This is a genomic window from Pseudomonas sp. Sample_24, from assembly GCF_004307605.1.
Taxonomy (GTDB): Bacteria; Pseudomonadota; Gammaproteobacteria; order Pseudomonadales; family Pseudomonadaceae; genus Aquipseudomonas.
Map to the genome: position 1 here is coordinate 1 of NZ_RCNW01000291.1, position 18,895 is coordinate 18,895.

Sequence of the window (18,895 nt, forward strand, 5' to 3'; positions counted from 1 at the left end):
TCGGTATTACGATCCGGAGGTGGGGCGGTTTGTTACGCAGGATCCGATTGGGTTGTTGGGTGGGTTTAATCTTTACCGATATGCTGCCAACTCTACCGGATGGATAGACCCTTTCGGGTTGACCGGATATTTCTCACCGTCTACATTCACAGCACCTTCCGGGAGCGTCCATACGGTTTATCAGCAAGTTATCGATTGGGATCTGCCTGTGAATACTCGAAATGGCGTCAGAACTAACCTCGATTTGGCGTCGGAAGGGAAGAGTCCGTTCGTGGTAAAGAATGGTAGTTACTCACAACTTAATTTACACCATTCGAAACAAGATGGCTTGGGTTCTCTGTTCGAGCTGTCTGCTGATACCCACCAAAAATTTGGTAAAACTAATGCCCTTCATCCTCATCTGCCTGGTCAACACCCGATTAATCCTGTAGACAGAGACTTGTTCAATGGAGATCGAGAGGCTTATTGGAAGGGGCGAGCGCAATCGGAAATTAATAATCGAAACTCTGGGCGTTCTAGAGGATCTGTAAGTTGCGGGTGAATATATGATTTCGAAAAAAATAATGGATTATTGTAAGCAGCAAGGCTGGTGGTATGATGACGTCAGCGCTGACTATGAAATAGAGTTAAAGAAAATAAATGTTGATGCGTCTAGCGATTTCGGTCAGTTTTATCTTCATGTTGAGGATGGGCCGACTTTTATGAGTCGCGGCAAAGAGATATATCAAATTTGTTGGTTTTCCAAAAATACTAACTTTGATTTGGCGCTGAAACGAACCCATGAAACGCTTGGAGTACCTTTAGAGTACCTTCCGTTGGATAGCTTTGAGGGTGAGAGTGGGTTTTTTTATAATAAGCTAACTGGCGAAGTGGTTGAACTTTCTCTTGGTGATTCATTGGTTGATTTCAAGCTGGGGAAGCTCAAGCCCCAGTGGGCAAGTTTTAACGAGTTCTTGGAGAGTTTTTTTGAGTTAAATTGAAGGGATTTGTACTCATCAGTTTTTCGTCGGCAGGAGGTTGTGGATGAAAAGCATAGCGAAAATTGAAATATTCGAGCCCGGGATCGTTATTTTTTGACCCAGTTGTATTGAATGATTTTGTTCTAAGTAATGGGGTAGATACTGGTAATTTATTCGAGCTTTTTTTGAGTGGCGAAACAATTGGGTTAAGTGTAGTGGGAAAGGGAGTGATTTTTCCTATCTATCAGATTCCGGAGATGGAATATAGTATTTTTCTAAAGGGAATAGATCAAACTTTTCCATTACTTGAGTTCTTCCCTTGGAGACTCCTTCCCAGGAGAGGCCAAAACTTCGGAGCGCACGTATTGAACGATGTTCGAAGAGTATTTGAATTAAATCGAAGGAGGTTGTACTAAAAAATCTATTAATGGATTAACACAAGGCAGTTGAAATAACCATAACGCTTTGTTTGAAAATAAACTACTAGGGAAGTACATTCCATGCAGCAATCATCTATACCCGCTCCATCAGTAACAGGTCAGCTAATCTCCACCTTCCGGCATGCCCAAGGCTTTCCGGTTTTCATGCTGTTGTTTGGAATTGTCATGTTGTGCCTGGCAGGATTTGTGTTGTTTCTGGGCACCATACTGCCGGCGGCCAGTTCCGGGGCGAACACCAGCCGTGGTTCCAGTCCACAGTTGCTGATCTATTCTGTCAGTGGCTTGCTAGTCGTCATTTCCGCGGTCCTGTTCGGACTATATGTTTGGCAGAAAAAACTGCGTGGGACCCATTATGAGGTTTATGAGCACGGCATTGTTGCTCTCACGGGGAAGCAGCAACAATACACGGCGTTTTCTGAAATAGAAGACCTCTACCTGTTCGCCTCCGGGCAAGCTGCATTCACTGGGCTGATTACTAATCTGGCGTACCGGCGCAGCGCGAGTGAGCCATTTCATCGGGTTATCGAATCGCTCAAAGGGTTTCAGGATTTTCAGCAATTGGTGCGCGAACTACATGTCCGAGAACGACTGCCGGTTGTGATGAACATGCTTGATTCTAACGCTCCGGTAACTTTCAAATATGTGCCTACCGGACAGGTCTGGCGCAAACGCATTGCCGGCGATTTCCTGAATGTGGACACCCAGACAATTGTTGTGGCACGCGACTTTCTGAAAGTTGAAGGGCGTCAGGTAGCAACGTCGACGCTATCCTCAGTCGATTTGAATACCTGGAGTGAGAAGGTCACCCTTACGGACGATACGGGGAGTGAGATGCTCTCAACGGTGTGCACCGGCATCATGAGTCACGACCTATTTCTCACCACGCTGGATGTGCTGCAGGATGAGCAGCGCATAAGCAACGGTAAAGCCGAGCCAAGCCTGGCTTGAGGAATACTGAATGCCGACCGGCATAACTGTCGGTCGTGCCCCTCGCCAGTAGACAAAACAGCACATCTCAGATTTAGTTTATATTCCTTAAAAGAATAACTAGATAATTATATATTCCTTTTGTTGTCGTCGCAGGCAGTGCACTTTGAGTGCCTGCCCATCCATGCGGAAGGGCTCGCCATCAGACAGGAAGCCTCATCATGACTATCAAAGCGATCAACGTGCGTAACCAGTTCAAGGGTGTCATCAAGGAGATCCTCGTAGGCGAAGTGGTCTCTGAAATCGACGTTCAGACGGCGTCCGGCATTGTCACTTCCGTGATTACCACCCGTTCGGTACGCGACCTTGAATTGAAGGTCGGCAGCGAAGTCATTGCCTTCGTGAAATCCACCGAAGTCTCGATTGCCAAACTCTGAGCCCGGTCTCAAGTCATTTGCGCAGGCGCGCGTGAGTAGCGAGTGACTTGGCGCGTTCCTTTTATTCATTCCTGAGGTTTTCATGGTGAGTCGTTTCAAGCATTCGGCGTTGACGTTGTTGGCGGCATCCGCTGCGGCGGTCGGTGTATTGCTCAGTCCGGCCGCCCAGGCTGAAGGCAAGATCAGCATTGCCCAGCAGTTCGGCATCGGTTACCTGATTCTGGATGTGGTGCGCGATCAGCAGCTTATCGAGAAGCAAGGCAAGGCGCAGGGCCTGGATATTGTGGTCGACTGGAACAGTATTTCCGGTGCCACGGCGATGAACGAGGCGTTGTTGGCCGGTGCACTGGATGTTGTATCGGCGGGTGTGCCACCGATGCTGACGATCTGGGATCGGACCAAGGGCAAGCAGAACGTCAAGGCGATCGCGTCGCTGGGCTCGATGCCCAACTACCTGCTGACCAATAACCCGAAGGTGAAGGGCCTCAAGGACTTCACCGAGAAGGACCGGATTGCGGTGCCGGCCGCGGGTGTCGGGTTCCAGTCACGCACGTTGCAGATCGAAACGGCCAAGGTGTTTGGCGATGAGCATTACAAGAAGTTCGACGATATCTCTATCAGCCTCGCGCACCCGGATGCGACGTCAGCACTGATCGCGGGCGGCTCGGAAATCACCTCTCATTTCTCCAGTCCGCCGTTCCAGTATCAGGCATTGCAAAGTCCCAACGTGCACAAAGTGCTGAGTTCCTACGACGTGCTGGGTGGCCAGGCTACGTTCAACGTGCTTTACACCACTGAAAAATTCCACGACGAAAACCCGAAAACCTACAAGGCGTTCTACGACGCATTGGCCGAGGCGGAACAAATCATCAAGGCCGACAAGTCGGCGGCGGCCGCGACTTACATTCGGGTTGAGCAATCGAAATTGCCGCTGCCACTGGTTGAGAAAATCGTCAACGATCCTGAAATCGACTTTACGGTTACGCCGCAGCGCACGGCGGTCTATGCCGAGAAACTGCAGGCGTTGGGTGTGCTGAAAAACAAGGCGGACAGCTGGAAAGACTACTTCTTTGAAGAAGCCCACGGTGGTGCGGGAAGCTGAGTGGCTGTGGTGTCAGCGGGAAATCAGTCCGTGATCGAGGGCGTATTTGACCAGCGCCGCAGGCTTGTCGATGTTGAGTTTGCGGCGAATGCTCAGGCGATGGGTTTCCACCGTGCGCACGCTGATGTCCAGTTCACGGGCCATTTCCTTGTTGTTCAAGCCCTGGGCCATTTTGGCGAGCACCTGGCTTTCCCTCGGTGTCAGCTCGTTGTCGGTGTTCTTGTCGGCGATCAAGCGCTGGGCGATTTCGGCGCTGTAGAAGGTTCCGCCGCTGGTGATGGCTTCGATGGCGGCGATGATTTCCCGGGACGGCGCGTTCTTCAGCACATAGCCACTGGCGCCGGAGCGCACTGACTCACTGACGTATTCGTAGTTGTTGTACATGCTCAGCACCAGCACCTTGAGCGATGGATACTGGCTGCGCAACACGCGGGTCAGCTCCAGGCCGTTCATGTCTGGCAGGCTGATGTCGACCAACAGCAAGTCTGGCCGGCAGTGGCCGACCATTTCGATGGCCTGCGCGCCGTTTTCCGCCTCGCCAACCAATTCCAGGGGCGACATGACGGCCAGCAGCGCCTTGATGCCGTCGCGGACCAGGGAGTGATCGTCGACCAGGGCGACGCGGATCGGGGAGGGCAGGTTCATGCGAGGCTCACTCTTGTTTTCAGGGGCATCAGCGTTTGCCGGTGGGCAGTTGCATCGGCAGCAGGACATCCAGCTCGCTGTGTCCCGAGGTCGAGATCAGTTCGAAGCGCCCACCAAAATGTTCGACGCGTTCACGGATGTTGCGCAGGCCGATGCCGGTGTGACGGCGTTCGACCTGAGCGACGTTGAAACCTACGCCGTCGTCGACCACGGTCAACCGAACGGATTGTTCACAGCCGCGCAGGGTAATGGCAACGTTTTTTGCCCCGGCATGACGTTCGATATTGGTCAGGCCTTCCTGCACGATGCGAAACAGCGCGACGTCGGCGCCATCCACCAATTGGCAGTCGAACTCATTGTCGTCGTAGGTCACCGTAAGACCACTGCGTTGCGCGAACTCAGCGGCCAGTTGGCCGATTGCGGCGGACAGGCCAAGCGTATCGAGCAAGGATGAACGCAGGTCGTGGGACAGGCTGCGCACCTCGCCAATCGCTTCGCCCAATCGTTCAGTGGCGTTTCTTAACGTGCCCAGGCCTTTGTCGTGCGCCTGAGCGTTCTCCAGCAGATGGCTGGCCAGTTCGAACTGAAACTTGATCGAAACCAGCACCTGACTGATGCCGTCGTGCAGCTCGCGGGACACCCGTGAGCGTTCTTCCTCCTGGAGGCTGACGATGCGCTGGGTCAGGCGCTGCAATTTCTTGTCCGCCAGACGGTGTTCACTGACATTGAGCGTCATGCCCGTGGCGAACACAAACAGCACCGCAACGAGGGCGACCACGGCGATCGCCATCATGGTCTTGCGAATGCCCATGGCGACTTCGTCGCGCGCCTGTTGAGTGGCACGCTCGACGTCTTCGAGGTAGATGCCGGTGCCGAGCATCCAGCCCCAGCGATCGAGCATCACGACGTAGGCAAGTTTGTCGGTCACTTGACCCGAGGAAGGTTTGTTCCAGGCATAGCGTTGAAAGCCTTCACCCGATTGCGCGCTTTTGAGCAAGGCCTGGATGACGGGCAGGCCATGGGGGTCTTTCATGTCCCACAGGTATTTGCCGACCAGCTCCGACTGCCGCGCGTGCATCAGGCTGCGGCCCTCGTGGTCGTAGACGAAGAAGTAGCCGTTGATGCCAAAGCTGAGTTTGCGCAACTCTTCGAGCACTTTTTGCTGGGCCTGGGCGTCACCGTGGCCGTCATCGTAAAGCGGCTCGATGAGGCTTTTCGCCATTTCCACGTAGTTTTTCAGTTCGGCGCGTTTGCTGGCCAGAATGCTGTCTTCGATCAACTGAGCCTGTTGATCACCCAGTTGCCGGTTCAGGGAAATCACCAGCGCGCAGATGACGGCAATGGCCAGCACCAGCGGCAGAATCCCGAGGGCGACGATCTTGTGTTTGAGTTGCATGCTGACTCCTGCGCGCGAAGGCTCGGGATCATATGCCAAACATACGCCTGGCCAGTAGCGTTGCAGGACGGAATGACTGATGGCCTGCATAAACCCAAACCTGTAGGAGCAAAGCTTGCTCGCGATGGCGGTGTGTCTTTCAATAATCTTGGTGACTGTTACACCGCCATCGCGAGCAAGCTTTGCTCCTGCAGGGGGTTGCATCAGCATGTTCTACGTAGAACTACGTAGAGGCCACGTACGTAGTAACGCGGATTTATTTGTGGACGGCATGCGCGGATATTGGGCCAGCTCCGCACAGCGGACACAATTATAAAAATTACCGCCGCAGTTCACTGGCTGTGGCAGGAGACACGCTATGCCCCGTCTGGCTAAACACCTTGCCTGGTTTGCCGTGGCTGTCCTGGGAGCGATTGCGCTGAGTGTCGTGGCCTTGCGCCGCGGCGAAGCGATCAACGCCCTGTGGATCGTAGTCGCAGCCGTTGCCATCTATCTCGTTGCTTACCGCTATTACGGTCTGTTCATCGCCAACAAAGTGATGCAACTGGACCCCAATCGCGCCACTCCCGCCGTACTCAATAACGATGGTCTGGACTATGTGCCGACCAACAAACACGTGCTTTTTGGTCACCACTTCGCGGCGATTGCCGGCGCGGGGCCGCTGGTCGGTCCGGTGTTGGCGGCGCAGATGGGCTATCTGCCCGGCACGCTGTGGCTGATCGCCGGCGTGGTGCTGGCCGGTGCCGTTCAGGACTTCATGGTCCTGTTCATGTCCACCCGCCGCAACGGTCGTTCGCTGGGTGACATGGTCCGTGAAGAAATGGGCCGCATCCCCGGCACCATCGCGCTGTTCGGCTGCTTCCTGATCATGATCATCATCCTCGCGGTGCTGGCGCTGATCGTGGTCAAGGCCCTGGCCGAAAGCCCGTGGGGTATTTTCACGGTGATGGCGACCATCCCGATCGCGATGTTCATGGGCATTTACATGCGCTACATCCGCCCGGGCCGCATCGGTGAGATCTCTATCATCGGCGTGCTGTTGCTGCTGGGTTCGATCTGGCTTGGTGGCGAGATCGCCGCTGACCCGGTGTGGGCCAAGGCCTTTACCTTCACGGGAATCCAGATCACCTGGATGCTGATCGGCTACGGTTTTGTCGCGGCAGTGTTGCCGGTATGGCTGATCCTGGCGCCGCGCGACTACCTGTCGACCTTCCTGAAAATCGGCACCATCGTTGCCCTGGCCATCGGTATTCTGGTGACCATGCCGGAGCTGAGAATGCCGGCGCTGACCCAGTTCGTCGACGGTACCGGTCCAGTGTGGAAGGGCGGTCTGTTCCCGTTCCTGTTCATCACCATTGCCTGCGGTGCGGTATCCGGCTTCCACTCGTTGATTGCTTCCGGCACCACGCCGAAGCTGCTGGCCAGTGAAGGTCATGCCCGCTACATCGGCTACGGCGGCATGCTGATGGAGTCCTTCGTGGCAATCATGGCCATGGTCGCCGCTTCGGTGATCGATCCGGGTGTGTACTTCGCGATGAACAGCCCGGCCGCCGTCGTCGGCGCCGATGCTGTAACCGTCGCGCAAACCATCAGCAGTTGGGGCTTCGCAATCACTCCGGAAGCGCTGCAAGCGGTGGCCCATGACATCGGTGAAACCACCATCCTGGCCCGTGCCGGCGGTGCACCAACCCTGGCCGTCGGTATCGCGCAGATCCTGCACAGCGTGCTCCCGGGCGAAAACACCATGGCGTTCTGGTACCACTTCGCGATCCTGTTCGAGGCGCTGTTCATCCTCACGGCGGTAGACGCCGGTACCCGTGCCGGTCGTTTCATGCTGCAAGACTTGCTCGGCTCGTTCGTTCCGGCCCTCAAACGTACCGAATCCTGGACCGCCAACCTGGTTGCAACTGCCGGTTGCGTGGCGATGTGGGGTTATCTGCTGTATCAAGGCGTGATCGACCCGCTGGGTGGCATCAACACCTTGTGGCCGTTGTTCGGTATTTCCAACCAGATGCTGGCCGGTATTGCGCTGATGCTCGGCACCGTGGTGCTGATCAAGATGAAGCGCCAGCGTTACGTCTGGGTCACGTTGCTGCCAGCCGTTTGGCTGCTGATCTGCACCACGACGGCGGGCTTCATCAAGTTGTTCGACGCTAACCCGGCAGTCGGCTTCCTGGCCTTGGCCAAGAAGTACAGCGATGCCTTGGCCAACGGTCAGGTATTGGCGCCAGCGAAAAGCATCGACCAGATGCAGCACGTGATCTTCAACGCCTACACCAATGCAACGCTGACCGCGCTGTTCCTGTTCGTGGTGTTCAGCATCCTGTTCTTTGCGCTCAAGGTCGGCGTTGCCGCCTGGGGTACCAAAGAGCGCACGGATAAAGAAGCGCCGTATCAAGCGCTGCCGGATGCCTGATCATGTTCAATGACCTGAGTCGTCTCGGCAAATACCTCGGTCAGGCCGCGCGCCTGATGGTGGGCATGCCCGACTACGATAACTACGTCGAGCACATGCAAACCAAGCACCCGGACCAGCCGTTGATGGACTACGAGGCGTTCTTCCGCGAACGCCAGGAGGCCCGTTACGGGAGCAAGGCTGGACCGAAGTGTTGTTGAGTGAATAAAAAAACCGGCCTGAACAGGCCGGTTTTTTTATGCGCAATTCTGTAACGCCAGCGGATCACGCCGCCAGGCGAGCCGAGGCATGGTCACTGTGTGTAACCTGAACCTCGGTATTTCGTTCGCGGGGCGCCAAGTCCCGCCGTTGTTGTGCCTGCATTGCCCGATCAGCCAGTTTGGCCTTGTGGATCAGGCGACAGAATACGAAGGCGGTGGCGATTGACAGCAATGGCCAGTAGATGAACAGCGCTTTCATGGACATGGCGTTTCCTCATGCTGCCGATGTTTTTGGTGACTACCGAGTGTGTATGGCAGTGGTGTAATGTCATTGTGACATCTTTTCATGAAAAAGACTGTTCATTTCTTGTGTATCGGCATGAATAGTCGCTAGGAATGGCCATTTCAAAGTCACTTCCAAACCAAAGCGGGATAGCCGTTTGCCAGGGGTATCGGTATGCTCTGCGCGTCGTCTGAATGCCATCGATTAATAACTACAGTGATGCCATGAGCCAATCAGAATCGCGTGCGAATGTTCTAGCGCTTTATCCGGAAGACTCCCGCGAGGCCGCAGCGTTGCTCAAGCAAGCCGTGCCCCTGATGGTTCGCCACAACATTCCGCCCAATCCTGTGCATTACGCGCTCTGGTACACCTATAGCAAGGGGCTGGATCCGGAGCTCAACCGGCACCTGGACCGGGTTGTGCGGGACTTCGACGGTTGCCCGCCAGAATCCGCCACCCGGCTGTTTCGCGAATACATCATTCGTGACGAACTGGAAGACGCTCGCGCCGAGCAGCACCAGGTCATCAGTCTGGTCGACGGGATGGAGCGCGACATTTCGCGTAGCGTGCAGGGCAGTCAGAACTTCCAGAACCGCTTGGGCCAGTGCCTTGAAATGCTCGACGAACCGGTCAGCGACCGCTTGCCGGGCATTCTCAATGAGCTGCAGCAGAGCACCCGCGTGATGCAAAGCCAGCAGGAGCACTTCCTCGGCCAGTTGCAATCTGCGCAAAACGAAATCAAGACCCTGCGCGACAAACTGGAGCGCGCCCAACGGGCCGCCACCGTCGATGGTCTGACCGAACTGCTCAATCGCACGGCGTTTACCCGTTTGCTGCAGCAGGCACTGGGCAAGGCCTCCCGGGCGGTGGCGCTGGTCATGCTCGACATCGACCATTTCAAGCAATTCAACGATCAGTACGGTCACCCATTGGGCGACCGCGTGTTGCAGCATGTCGGGCAAGTGTTGCGCGGCGCGCTGCCCGCCAATGCATTCGCAGGACGTTACGGCGGCGAGGAGTTCTGTGTCGTGCTCGAGGGCTGCGCCGATCTGGCCGCCGCCCATACCTTCGCCGAACACCTGCGCCTGAAAGTGCAATCCCTGCGGATCAAGGCGCGTGGCACCGATACTGTGCTGGACACAATCACCGCGTCTTTCGGTGTCGCCTTCGCACAGCCCAACGACAATCTTGAAAGCCTGGTGACCCGCGCCGATGACGGACTGTATGAAGCCAAGCGCAACGGTCGCAATCAGGTGCATGCCTTGCAGAAAAGCCCGGCATAGTCTTGCGCTTGCGTCGCGCCGGATTTCTGTTTACTGACCGTCCACGCTGCGCGGCACGCCGAAGGGGTTGCTGTCACGCAAGACCTCGGGCAGTAGCGCGTCAGGGAAGCCCTGATAGGACAACGGACGCAAAAAACGCTCGATCGAGGTCATGCCCACCGAGGTGAAACGGCTGTCTGACGATGCCGGAAACGGCCCGCCGTGAATGGTGGCGTACGACACCTCCTGCGGATGGGCGAAAGCGTTGACCACGATTCGCCCGGTACGACGCTCGAGGATCGGCAGCAATCGGCGGGCCAGTTCAAAGTCTTCTTCCTCCAAATGCATTGCCGCGCTGAGTTGGCCGCGCAGTGCACGCGCTACCGCGAGCATTTGCGCCTGATCCTTGACCTTCACCAACAGCGCTGCCGGACCGAACACTTCGTGTGCCAGGGCCGATTCGCTGAGGAAGCGATCGCCGTCCACTTCAAGCAAGGCCGACTGGCCATCCAGGTCTGCCACCGCCGCCGTGCCTTCAGCGACAGGTTGAGCGCCAGCGTTTTGCAGGTGGTCCAGACCGCTGAGGTAGGACGCGTGAATGCCCGACGTCAGCATCGGACGCGCTGGTGCGTCAGCCACACGTTTGATCATGGCGGCACGCATGGCTTCGAAACCGGCGCCTTCGATGGCAATCAGGATCGCCGGCTTGAGGCAGGCTTGCCCGACGTTGACCAGCATGCGCTCGACAAATCCGTCACCGATCTGCGCGCCGCGCACGGCCAAGGCCTGGGGCAGGATGAACGTCGGGTTGACGCTGGTCATCTCGGTAAACACCGGGATGGGCTCAGGGCGTAGCTGTGCGCGGCGGTACAGCGCCATGCCACCCTGTTCCGAACCGGTGAAGGTCACGGCCTTGATCAATGGATGGTCGACCAGCGCCTCGCCGATGGCATTGCCGCCGCCACGCACCATGGAGAACACGCCTTCGGGCAAACCGCTGTCCTGCACGGCTTTGCGAATGGCCAACGCTTGAATCTCCGAGGCACCAGGATGCGCGTTGTGCGCCTTGACGATCACCGTCGCGCCGGCCGCCAGCGCTGAAGCAGTATCGCCACCGGCTACCGAGTAGCTGATGGGAAAGTTGCTCGCACCAAAAATGGCCACGGGGCCGAGGGCGATTTTCTGCAGGCGATGATCCATGCGCGGCCGTGGCTGGCGATCAGGCTGCGCCGGATCGATGGCCAGTTGCAGGAAGCGACCTTTGCGCACCACTTCGGCGAACTGACGGAACTGGGTGGCAGCCTTCGCCGCTTCGCCCTGGAGTTGCGCCTCGGGCAGGCCGGTTTCCAGTGCGGCCCGCGCCGCCAAGGGCTGGGCGAGCGCATCGAGGTTAGCGGCGATGCGCTCGAGGAACGCCGCGCGTTCAGTCAGTGAAGTATGGCTGTAGTGGTCGAACGCTTCGTCGGCCAGATTGGCCGCCATGTCCACTTCGTTGACGCCACCGAAGGCGAAGTCCGGCTCGATGAGCAGATTGGTCGCTGGGTTGAGCGCTTTCATGGTCCCGGCACTGGCGGGGACTTCGCTGGTGCCGATCAACAGGTTTCCGGTCAGTTTCATGTTTGGCTCACGGCTTGAGGGTGGCGATCAGTTGTTCGGTCGTCACAATCGAATGGGCATGCGTCGGGCCATTCAGTTCATGGGCGGCGTGCATCATTTCCGGTTTGAACGCGGCGGTGGCGTCGCGTACCAGGGTGACGTGATAGCCGAGTTCCTGGGCGTAACGGGCAGTGGCCTCAATGCAGGTGTTGGCGAGGAGGCCGACGATGATCACGTGAGTGATGCCTTTCTGTTTGAGCCGAAAATCCAGGTCGGTATTGGCAAAACCGCTGGAACCCCAATGCTCCTGGACGATGATGTCGCCTTCCTGTGGCGCGAAATCGGGATGCCATTCGCCACCCCATTCGCCACGTGCGAAGTGATGCATGTGCTGGATCTTGCATTGGGTGGGGCTGGGGTGATCCCAGTTTTCGTAGTCGCCGTGTTCCCAGCGACGGTGCGGTACGATGACCACCGGAATGTCGAGGGCGCGGACGGTGCGGTCGAGGCTGCGCAGGTTATCGAGCAAGCCGACCTGCTTGGCGATGGGCTCGAGCAAGGGGAAGATCTTGCCGCCTTCGGACAGGAAATCATTGTAGGGGTCGACCAGCAGGTAAGCGGTCCGATCAAGCGGGTAGGCTGCGTTGGACATGACGGATACTCCAGGAATTTAGACTGACCCATGCCATGGGATTGCCTTGGCATGTTGTTAGTATGATAATCATAGTAACTAGGAAAGAGGCAAGCCCGTATGGCGGTAAAGAAGAATAGTCCTGAAACGTTGTGCCCGATTGCACGGGCCGAGGACATCGTCGGCGATCGCTGGACCGTGCTGGTTTTGCGCGAGTTGTTCATGCGCAATCATCGTTATGACGAGATTCAAGTGCAGACGGGCGGCACGCCGCAGATGGTCGCGGCGCGTCTTAAAAGCCTGGAGGCTGACGGGATGGTTGAGCGCCGCGCCTACAGCGAGCGGCCGCCGCGCTACGAGTACCACCTCACTGCCAAGGGCGAGGCGTTTTACTCGGTGGTCCTGGCGTTGCGTGCCTGGGGCGAGACCTGGTGCAAATCCCCGGACGAGGGGCTGGCCGTGCGTCATATCCACCGGGTCTGCGGCCAGCCTGCGGGACTCGGGCCGTTGTGTGCCCATTGCGGCGAGTTGCTGAGTCGTGAAACGCTGATCAGCGAGCCCGCGCCAGCCTACATCGAAGAACGCGCTGCACGGCGCGACGCTTTCAAGGGCAAGCGCGGGACGGTGGTCGATAAACTCGAACAGTGAGGCGCAGGTGGCATGAGGCCGCTAACGCCGACTATTCGTTCGAGTAATAGTGACCATCATTGATCACAAGTTCTGTTGCCTGCAGCAAACAGTGAAAATTGCGCCCAACTCAAACGCTTTTAACGGAACCGGCGCGATGAAGATTTTAACTCCACTGGCCCTTGTCGCATTTGTGCTGTTGTCGGGTTGTGCCTCCACGCCAAACGACCCGACGCTGACATTGCAGACGAAAAAAGCACCTGAAGAATACGCAGAGTGCGTTCTGCCAAAACTGCATGAAGGTGCACTGCACACCACCGTCTCGGAAACTCAGCGCAGTTACCGGATCGTGGTCTCGAGCAAGGTGGCTGCCGACGACGTTCTCGAGGCCTACAAAGGCAAAGTGTTCCTGTACGAGCGCGCTTTGCTGGCGTCGACGTTCGGTCCTTCCCGGCTTGAACGCGCTGCCCAGGAATGTCTGTGAGGCACCGCTAGCAGGTACGCTCCCGCCGGGGATCAGGTTCGCGCCGCTGTGCTGCTGCGCAACGTCAACTCAAATGGCAACACCACATGCCGCTGTGCCAGCGGTTTTTTCTCGATCAGCGCGATCAACATTTCGACGGCTGTCTGGCCGAACATTTCCGCCGGTTGGGCGATGGTCGTCAGCGGCGGGTCGCAGTAAGCCGCGAAAGGGATATCGTCGAACCCCACCAACGAAACATCCTCTGGCACGCGCAGGCCTTGTTGCTTGATGTGCTTGAGCGCACCGATGGCCATCTCGTCATTTTCGCAAAACAACGCGGTGGGACGATCGGCCAGTTTCAGCATCGCTGCCGCGCCGTCATAGCCGGCTTTGAGGCTGAAATCACCGTGGCAGATCAAGGCAGGATCGGAGGCAATGCCCGCCTGATCCAAGGCAGCCTGATAACCCGCCACGCGATCGCGGGTCAGCGGGCTGCTTTTCGGGCCTTTGATCAGGCCGATGCGGCGGTGGCCGAGTGCGATCAAATGTTCAGTCATGGCCTTGGCGGCGGCGCGGTTGTCGAGGCTGATCGTTGGATGGCGACCGCCCTGGATGACTTCGCAGGCGTTGACGATGGGCGGCAGTTCGGCGTTGGGGAAGGGCGCCTCGAACGGGTCGTAGGCACGCAGCTGGATCACGCCATCGGCTTGGTGGTTGTACACCAGTTCGGCGAATTCCCGTTCGATTTCCTCCCGCCCCTGGGTGTCGCACAGTAGCAAACGATAGTTTGCGGCCTGAGCAGCCTGTTGCGCACCGCTGATGACCCGGGCGAAGAATGTATTGGCGATGGCCGGCACCAGAATCACCAGATTGCCGGTCCTGCGCGAGCGAAACTGCACCGCCATCAGGTTCGGACGGTAACCGGCCTGTTCCACGGCGGCATTGACCTTGTCGCGGGTTTCGGGGAGCACGCGCTCGGGCGACTTCAGTGTGCGGGACACGGTGGCCACCGAGACACCGGCCAACCGGGCTACTTCGCGGATATTGGACAAGACCACCTCGTTTTCAAACAGCGCGGCCGGTGAGCTTACCGCAGGTCGGTCATGGGCTGAAATGTTCGTCAAGTTTTAACCGGGGTTTGACAGGTCACTGAACTGAGCCTAAATTTCCGCCACGATGTAACCGGTTACATCATGGCCGGTTTCCAGTCCAGATAGAGAAAAAATGCAATGAACGCTGTCGTGCCAAAAATAAGAATGGGATTTGTCGGTGGTGGCGAAGGTGCCTTCATCGCCAAGGCCCACCGTCAGGCCGCCGGGCTCGATGGGCGCTTTGAACTGGTGTGTGGCGCGTTCAGCCGCGACGCCGAAAACAATCAAGGCACCGGCGCAGCGCTGGGCTTGGCGGCGTCACGCTGCTACAGCGACTGGCGCCAAATGCTCGAAGCCGAACGTGCCTTGCCAATGGAACAACGCATGGAACTGGTGGTGATCGTCACCCCCAATCATCTGCACGCGCCGGTTGCCAGCGAGGCGCTGAGCGCGGGGTTTCATGTATTCAGTGAAAAACCCGCAGCGTTGAATCTGGCCGAACTGCTCACCCTCAAAACGGTGGTTGAGCGCAGCGATCGTTTGTACGGCCTGGCCCACACTTATCTGGGTTATCCCATGGTCTGGCAAGCGCGGGACATGGTGCGCAGTGGTGTGATCGGCGCCGTGCGCAAGGTGATTGTCGAGTATCCCCAAGGCTGGCTGAGCCAGGACGTCGCCGGGCAGGGCAACAAGCAGGCCGCCTGGCGTGATCTGCCTGAGCAGTCCGGTTTGGGTGGATGCATCGGTGATATCGGCACCCACGCGTTTTCCCTGGCCGAATTTGTCGCGGATCAACCCATTGAGCAGCTGTGCGCAATGCTGGGTATCCATATTGACGGCCGACAGCTGGACGATGATGCCTCGATGCTGTTCAAGATGGCCGATGGCGCCAGTGGCGTGCTGATTGCCAGCCAGGTCTGCGCGGGCGAAGAGAACCCGTTGAAGATCCGTGTCTACGGCGACAAGGGCGGGTTGGAGTGGCGGCAGGAGGAACCGGCCAGCCTGATCCACCGAGCCCTCGATCAGCCCTTGCGCATCCTGCGTTCCGGGGTCGGCCAGGCGTGGTTGTGCGCAGCCGCCAGCCAGCGTATGCGCCTGCCCGCCGGCCATCCCGAAGGCTATCTCGAAGCCATGGCCAATCTGTACGGCGATTTAGCCAAGGCGATTCGCGGCGAGGTTGCCGGGCATGACGCGCCGGGCGTGCCCGGTATCGACGTCGGCCTGCGTGGCATGGCGTTCATTGAAACCGTCATCGCCAACCATCGCGGCGACGCCAAGTGGACCGAACTGGTCTGTACCCCATGACGCTGGAGACCTCCATGACCGACTTTTCTCAATCTTCATCCGGCATGCGCGGCCCGGGGATTTTCCTTGCGCAGTTCATGTCCGCCGAGGCCCCGTTCGATACCTTGGCCAACATCGCCCGATGGGCGGCCTCCCAGGGTTACAAAGGTATTCAGTTGCCGACGCTGGGGACGCAGTTCATCGACCTCGCACGCGCTGCCGAAAGCCAGAGCTACTGCGACGAATTGAAAGCCGTGTGCGCCGGCGCGGGTGTCGAAATCAGTGAGCTGTCGACCCATCTGCAAGGGCAATTGGTGGCAGTGCATCCGGCGTTCGATACGCTGTTCGATGATTTCGCGCCACAGCATTTGCGTGGGCAGCCCGAGGCGCGCACTGCATGGGCCATCGACCAGTTGAAACTGGCCGCGCGCGCCAGTCAACGTCTGGGCTTGAAGGCTCACGCGACGTTTTCCGGTGCGTTGCTGTGGCCATACATGTACCCGTGGCCACAGCGTCCGGCCGGTTTGGTCGAGCAAGGTTTCGCCGAACTGGCCAAGCGCTGGCTGCCGATCCTCGACTGCTTCGAAGCCGCCGGGGTCGACCTGTGCTACGAAATCCACCCCGGCGAAGACCTGCATGACGGCGCTTCGTTCGAGCGTTTTCTCGAGGCGGTCGATCACCATCCCCGCGCCGCCATCCTCTACGACCCGAGCCATCTGTTGCTGCAGCAAATGGATTACCTGGGGTTCATCGACCGCTACCACGAGCGCATCCGCATGTTCCACGTCAAGGACGCCGAGTTCCGCCCCGATGCCCGTTCGGGTGTCTATGGCGGTTACCAAGGCTGGGTCGAGCGGCCGGGGCGCTTCCGCTCGTTGGGCGACGGCCAGATCGATTTCAGATCGATCTTCAGCAAATTGACCCAATACGACTTCGACGGTTGGGCCGTGCTGGAGTGGGAATGCTGCCTGAAGGATTCCGCGCAGGGTGCCGCTGAAGGTGCAGCGTTCATCGAGCGACACATGATCACCAGGACGCGCAAAGCCTTCGACGACTTCGCCGGGGTGTCTGCTGATGAGCGTTTCAATCGGCGTTTGCTGGGGTTGCCCGACGCCTGATGCAGGTCCCTTGCTGGTAAAAAACAACAATAAGACGGTGACTGTTATGACGTTGATGACCGCGCGACTGAGCGCAATGATGTTCCTGCAGTTCTTTATCTGGGGTGGCTGGTTCGTCACCCTCGGTACATTCCTTGCCAGCAATCTGGGCGCCAGTGGCGGGCAGATCGGCATGGCGTTTTCGACCCAGTCCTGGGGCGCGATCATCGCGCCTTTTGTGATCGGCCTGATTGCCGACCGGTTCTTCAATGCCGAGCGCATCCTCGCGGTGTTGCACCTGGTCGGCGCGGTATTGCTCTATCAGCTGTATCAAGCGCCTGACTTCAGCACGTTCTACCCGTTTGTGCTGGCCTACATGATGATTTACATGCCGACCCTGGCGCTGGTGAACTCGGTGGCTTTCCGCCAGATGAGCGACCCGGCCCTGGAGTTTTCGCGCATTCGCGTGTGGGGCACAATCGGCTGGATCGTCGCCGGTGTGGTGATCAGTTTTGTGTTCGCCTGGGACTCGCAAGCGGCGATTTCGTCTGGCGGGTTGCGCAATACGTTCTTGATGTCGGCGATCGCCTCGCTGCTGTTGGGGCTCTACAGCTTTACCTTGCCGCGTACCGCGCCATTGCAGCCGGAAGCGGGGCGTGTCGGTCTCAAGCAAATGCTCGGGCTGGACGCCCTCGGTCTGCTCAAGGATCGCAGCTACCTGGTGTTCTTCATCGCCTCGATCCTGATCTGCATTCCACTGGCGTTTTACTACCAGAACGCCAACCCGTTCCTGGCGGAAATCGGCGTGACCAATCCCACGGCGAAAATGGCCATCGGGCAAGTCTCCGAAGTGTTGTTCATGCTGCTTCTGCCGCTGTTCATCCATCGCTTCGGGATCAAGCTCGCGCTGTTGGTGGGCATGCTGGCGTGGGCCTTGCGCTATCTGCTGTTTGCCTACGGCAATAACGGCGACCTGGCCTTCATGCTGTTCACCGGCATCGCTTTGCACGGCATCTGTTACGACTTCTTCTTCGTTTCGGGCCAGATCTACACCGACGCCAAGGCCTCGGAACGTTTCAGGAGTTCGGCCCAAGGCTTGATTACGTTGGCGACTTACGGTCTGGGCATGCTGATCGGTTTCTGGGTGGCGGGGCAGGTGACCGATCACTACGCCACGACAGCGGGCGGCCATGACTGGAAGCACATCTGGTTGTTCCCGGCAGGTTTTGCATTGGTGATCTTTTTCTTCTTCTCCCTGGCGTTCAAAGGCCGGGAGGCTGTGGAGGTGCAAACTTCGGTTTGATGATCACCTGCCAGCGCACATTCGCCGTCCGCCTGCGCGCGGGCGGTGTCGGCAACGAATTCGCCAGCGGTCTCTCCCGCTCAGCGGCCATGACTGAAAAGCACAAGACTTGCAGCTGAAAAGCCGGATAATGGCCGCCATTCGTTTAGCTCGTATTCTGGTAATCCCGCATGGAAATCAAGGTCAACTTTCTCGACAACCTTCGACTTGAAGCCAAGTTCGATGACTTCACCGTGGTTGCCGACCAACCCATCCGCTACAAGGGCGATGGTTCGGCACCGGGTCCATTCGATTACTTCCTGGCTTCGTCGGCGTTGTGTGCGGCTTACTTTGTGAAGTTGTACTGCCAGACCCGCAACATTCCCACCGACAATATCCGCCTGTCCCAGAACAATATTGTCGACCCGGAAAACCGCTACAACCAGATCTTCAAGATTCAGGTCGAGTTGCCGGCCGACATCTCCGACAAGGACCGTCAGGGCATTTTGCGCTCCATCGACCGCTGCACGGTGAAGAAGGTGGTGCAAGCCGGGCCTGAGTTCGTGATTGAAGAAGTGGAGAACCTGGACGCCGATGCCCAGGCGTTGTTGATGCCTGCTTCCATGTCGGAGGCGGGCACCTACATCGTCGGCAAGGACCTGCCGCTGGAGCAAACCATCGCCAACATGTCGGGCATTCTGGCCGGCCTTGGCATGAAGATTGAAATCGCTTCGTGGCGCAATATCGTGCCCAATGT

At 57.9% G+C, this 18,895-nt stretch carries 20 protein-coding genes; 14 read left to right on the plus strand and 6 right to left on the minus strand.

What is annotated here, in order from left to right; all coding sequences use genetic code 11:
* The 5 genes from D8V06_RS15865 to D8V06_RS15890 form a co-directional block, all read left to right on the plus strand.
* On the plus strand, positions 1–541 hold a 541-nt coding region (locus D8V06_RS15865), incomplete at its 5' end, for an RHS repeat-associated core domain-containing protein (RefSeq protein WP_277751303.1).
* A gap of 4 nt (positions 542–545) precedes the next feature.
* Positions 546–980 carry a hypothetical protein gene (locus D8V06_RS15870; RefSeq protein WP_056856662.1) on the plus strand — a complete coding sequence of 145 codons (435 nt, stop codon included), beginning with the start codon at positions 546–548 and terminating at the stop codon, positions 978–980.
* Positions 981–1,459: 479 nt separating this feature from the next.
* Complete coding sequence (locus tag D8V06_RS15880) at positions 1,460–2,347, plus strand: hypothetical protein (protein ID WP_130904577.1); 888 nt, start codon at positions 1,460–1,462, stop codon at positions 2,345–2,347.
* A gap of 200 nt (positions 2,348–2,547) precedes the next feature.
* Entirely contained in the window at positions 2,548–2,763 is a 216-nt protein-coding gene (locus D8V06_RS15885; RefSeq protein ID WP_056856660.1) for a TOBE domain-containing protein, read from the plus strand.
* A gap of 82 nt (positions 2,764–2,845) precedes the next feature.
* Positions 2,846–3,865 carry an ABC transporter substrate-binding protein gene (locus tag D8V06_RS15890; RefSeq protein WP_130931279.1) on the plus strand — a complete coding sequence of 340 codons (1,020 nt, stop codon included), beginning with the start codon at positions 2,846–2,848 and terminating at the stop codon, positions 3,863–3,865.
* Positions 3,866–3,877: 12 nt separating this feature from the next.
* Here the strand turns inward: D8V06_RS15890 and D8V06_RS15895 are convergent, their stop codons facing one another.
* Together D8V06_RS15895 and D8V06_RS15900 are read right to left on the minus strand one after the other, a co-directional pair.
* Positions 3,878–4,510 (minus strand): response regulator transcription factor, encoded by a 633-nt coding sequence (locus D8V06_RS15895; protein ID WP_130931280.1) that lies wholly within the window; start codon positions 4,508–4,510, stop codon positions 3,878–3,880.
* A gap of 28 nt (positions 4,511–4,538) precedes the next feature.
* Positions 4,539–5,906 carry a cache domain-containing protein gene (locus tag D8V06_RS15900; protein ID WP_130931281.1) on the minus strand — a complete coding sequence of 456 codons (1,368 nt, stop codon included), beginning with the start codon at positions 5,904–5,906 and terminating at the stop codon, positions 4,539–4,541.
* A gap of 358 nt (positions 5,907–6,264) precedes the next feature.
* On the opposite strand from D8V06_RS15900, the gene D8V06_RS15905 reads away from it, so the two are divergent.
* Both D8V06_RS15905 and D8V06_RS15910 read left to right on the plus strand, forming a co-directional pair.
* Positions 6,265–8,322, plus strand: coding sequence for a carbon starvation CstA family protein (locus D8V06_RS15905; protein WP_056856656.1), 2,058 nt, complete (start codon positions 6,265–6,267; stop codon positions 8,320–8,322).
* Between the two features lie 2 nt (positions 8,323–8,324).
* On the plus strand, positions 8,325–8,522 hold the full coding sequence (locus D8V06_RS15910) for a YbdD/YjiX family protein (RefSeq protein WP_056856655.1): 198 nt from the start codon (positions 8,325–8,327) through the stop codon (positions 8,520–8,522).
* A gap of 64 nt (positions 8,523–8,586) precedes the next feature.
* Here the strand turns inward: D8V06_RS15910 and D8V06_RS15915 are convergent, their stop codons facing one another.
* On the minus strand, positions 8,587–8,787 hold the full coding sequence (locus D8V06_RS15915; protein ID WP_056856654.1) for a hypothetical protein: 201 nt from the start codon (positions 8,785–8,787) through the stop codon (positions 8,587–8,589).
* 242 nt (positions 8,788–9,029) lie between these two features.
* On the opposite strand from D8V06_RS15915, the gene D8V06_RS15920 reads away from it, so the two are divergent.
* Positions 9,030–10,088 carry a diguanylate cyclase gene (locus D8V06_RS15920; protein ID WP_177434437.1) on the plus strand — a complete coding sequence of 353 codons (1,059 nt, stop codon included), beginning with the start codon at positions 9,030–9,032 and terminating at the stop codon, positions 10,086–10,088.
* A 30-nt stretch (positions 10,089–10,118) separates the two neighbouring features.
* On the opposite strand, the gene D8V06_RS15925 is transcribed toward D8V06_RS15920, so the two are convergent.
* Together D8V06_RS15925 and D8V06_RS15930 are read right to left on the minus strand one after the other, a co-directional pair.
* Positions 10,119–11,684, minus strand: a complete 1,566-nt coding sequence (locus D8V06_RS15925; RefSeq protein WP_130931283.1) for an aldehyde dehydrogenase (NADP(+)) — start codon at positions 11,682–11,684, stop codon at positions 10,119–10,121.
* A 7-nt stretch (positions 11,685–11,691) separates the two neighbouring features.
* Entirely contained in the window at positions 11,692–12,315 is a 624-nt protein-coding gene (locus tag D8V06_RS15930; protein WP_130931284.1) for an isochorismatase family cysteine hydrolase, read from the minus strand.
* A 99-nt stretch (positions 12,316–12,414) separates the two neighbouring features.
* Between D8V06_RS15930 and D8V06_RS15935 the strand changes: the two genes are divergently transcribed.
* Both D8V06_RS15935 and D8V06_RS15940 read left to right on the plus strand, forming a co-directional pair.
* Positions 12,415–12,942 carry a helix-turn-helix domain-containing protein gene (locus tag D8V06_RS15935; RefSeq protein ID WP_056856650.1) on the plus strand — a complete coding sequence of 176 codons (528 nt, stop codon included), beginning with the start codon at positions 12,415–12,417 and terminating at the stop codon, positions 12,940–12,942.
* A gap of 136 nt (positions 12,943–13,078) precedes the next feature.
* Positions 13,079–13,405: a hypothetical protein gene (locus tag D8V06_RS15940; protein WP_056856908.1), complete on the plus strand. Its 327-nt coding sequence runs from the start codon at positions 13,079–13,081 to the stop codon at positions 13,403–13,405.
* Between the two features lie 32 nt (positions 13,406–13,437).
* Here the strand turns inward: D8V06_RS15940 and D8V06_RS15945 are convergent, their stop codons facing one another.
* A complete protein-coding gene (locus D8V06_RS15945; protein ID WP_130904571.1) occupies positions 13,438–14,436 on the minus strand; it encodes a LacI family DNA-binding transcriptional regulator in 999 nt (332 codons plus the stop codon).
* A 177-nt stretch (positions 14,437–14,613) separates the two neighbouring features.
* Here D8V06_RS15945 and D8V06_RS15950 point away from each other — a divergent pair, with 177 nt between their 5' ends.
* The 4 genes from D8V06_RS15950 to D8V06_RS15965 all read left to right on the plus strand — a co-directional run.
* Positions 14,614–15,780 (plus strand): Gfo/Idh/MocA family oxidoreductase, encoded by a 1,167-nt coding sequence (locus D8V06_RS15950; protein WP_130931285.1) that lies wholly within the window; start codon positions 14,614–14,616, stop codon positions 15,778–15,780.
* A 14-nt stretch (positions 15,781–15,794) separates the two neighbouring features.
* A complete protein-coding gene (locus D8V06_RS15955) occupies positions 15,795–16,877 on the plus strand; it encodes a sugar phosphate isomerase/epimerase family protein (RefSeq protein ID WP_241667829.1) in 1,083 nt (360 codons plus the stop codon).
* A gap of 46 nt (positions 16,878–16,923) precedes the next feature.
* A complete protein-coding gene (locus tag D8V06_RS15960; RefSeq protein WP_130904569.1) occupies positions 16,924–18,159 on the plus strand; it encodes a nucleoside permease in 1,236 nt (411 codons plus the stop codon).
* A gap of 170 nt (positions 18,160–18,329) precedes the next feature.
* Positions 18,330–18,895: OsmC family protein (locus D8V06_RS15965; protein ID WP_177434438.1), on the plus strand; the 566-nt coding region annotated here is incomplete at its 3' end.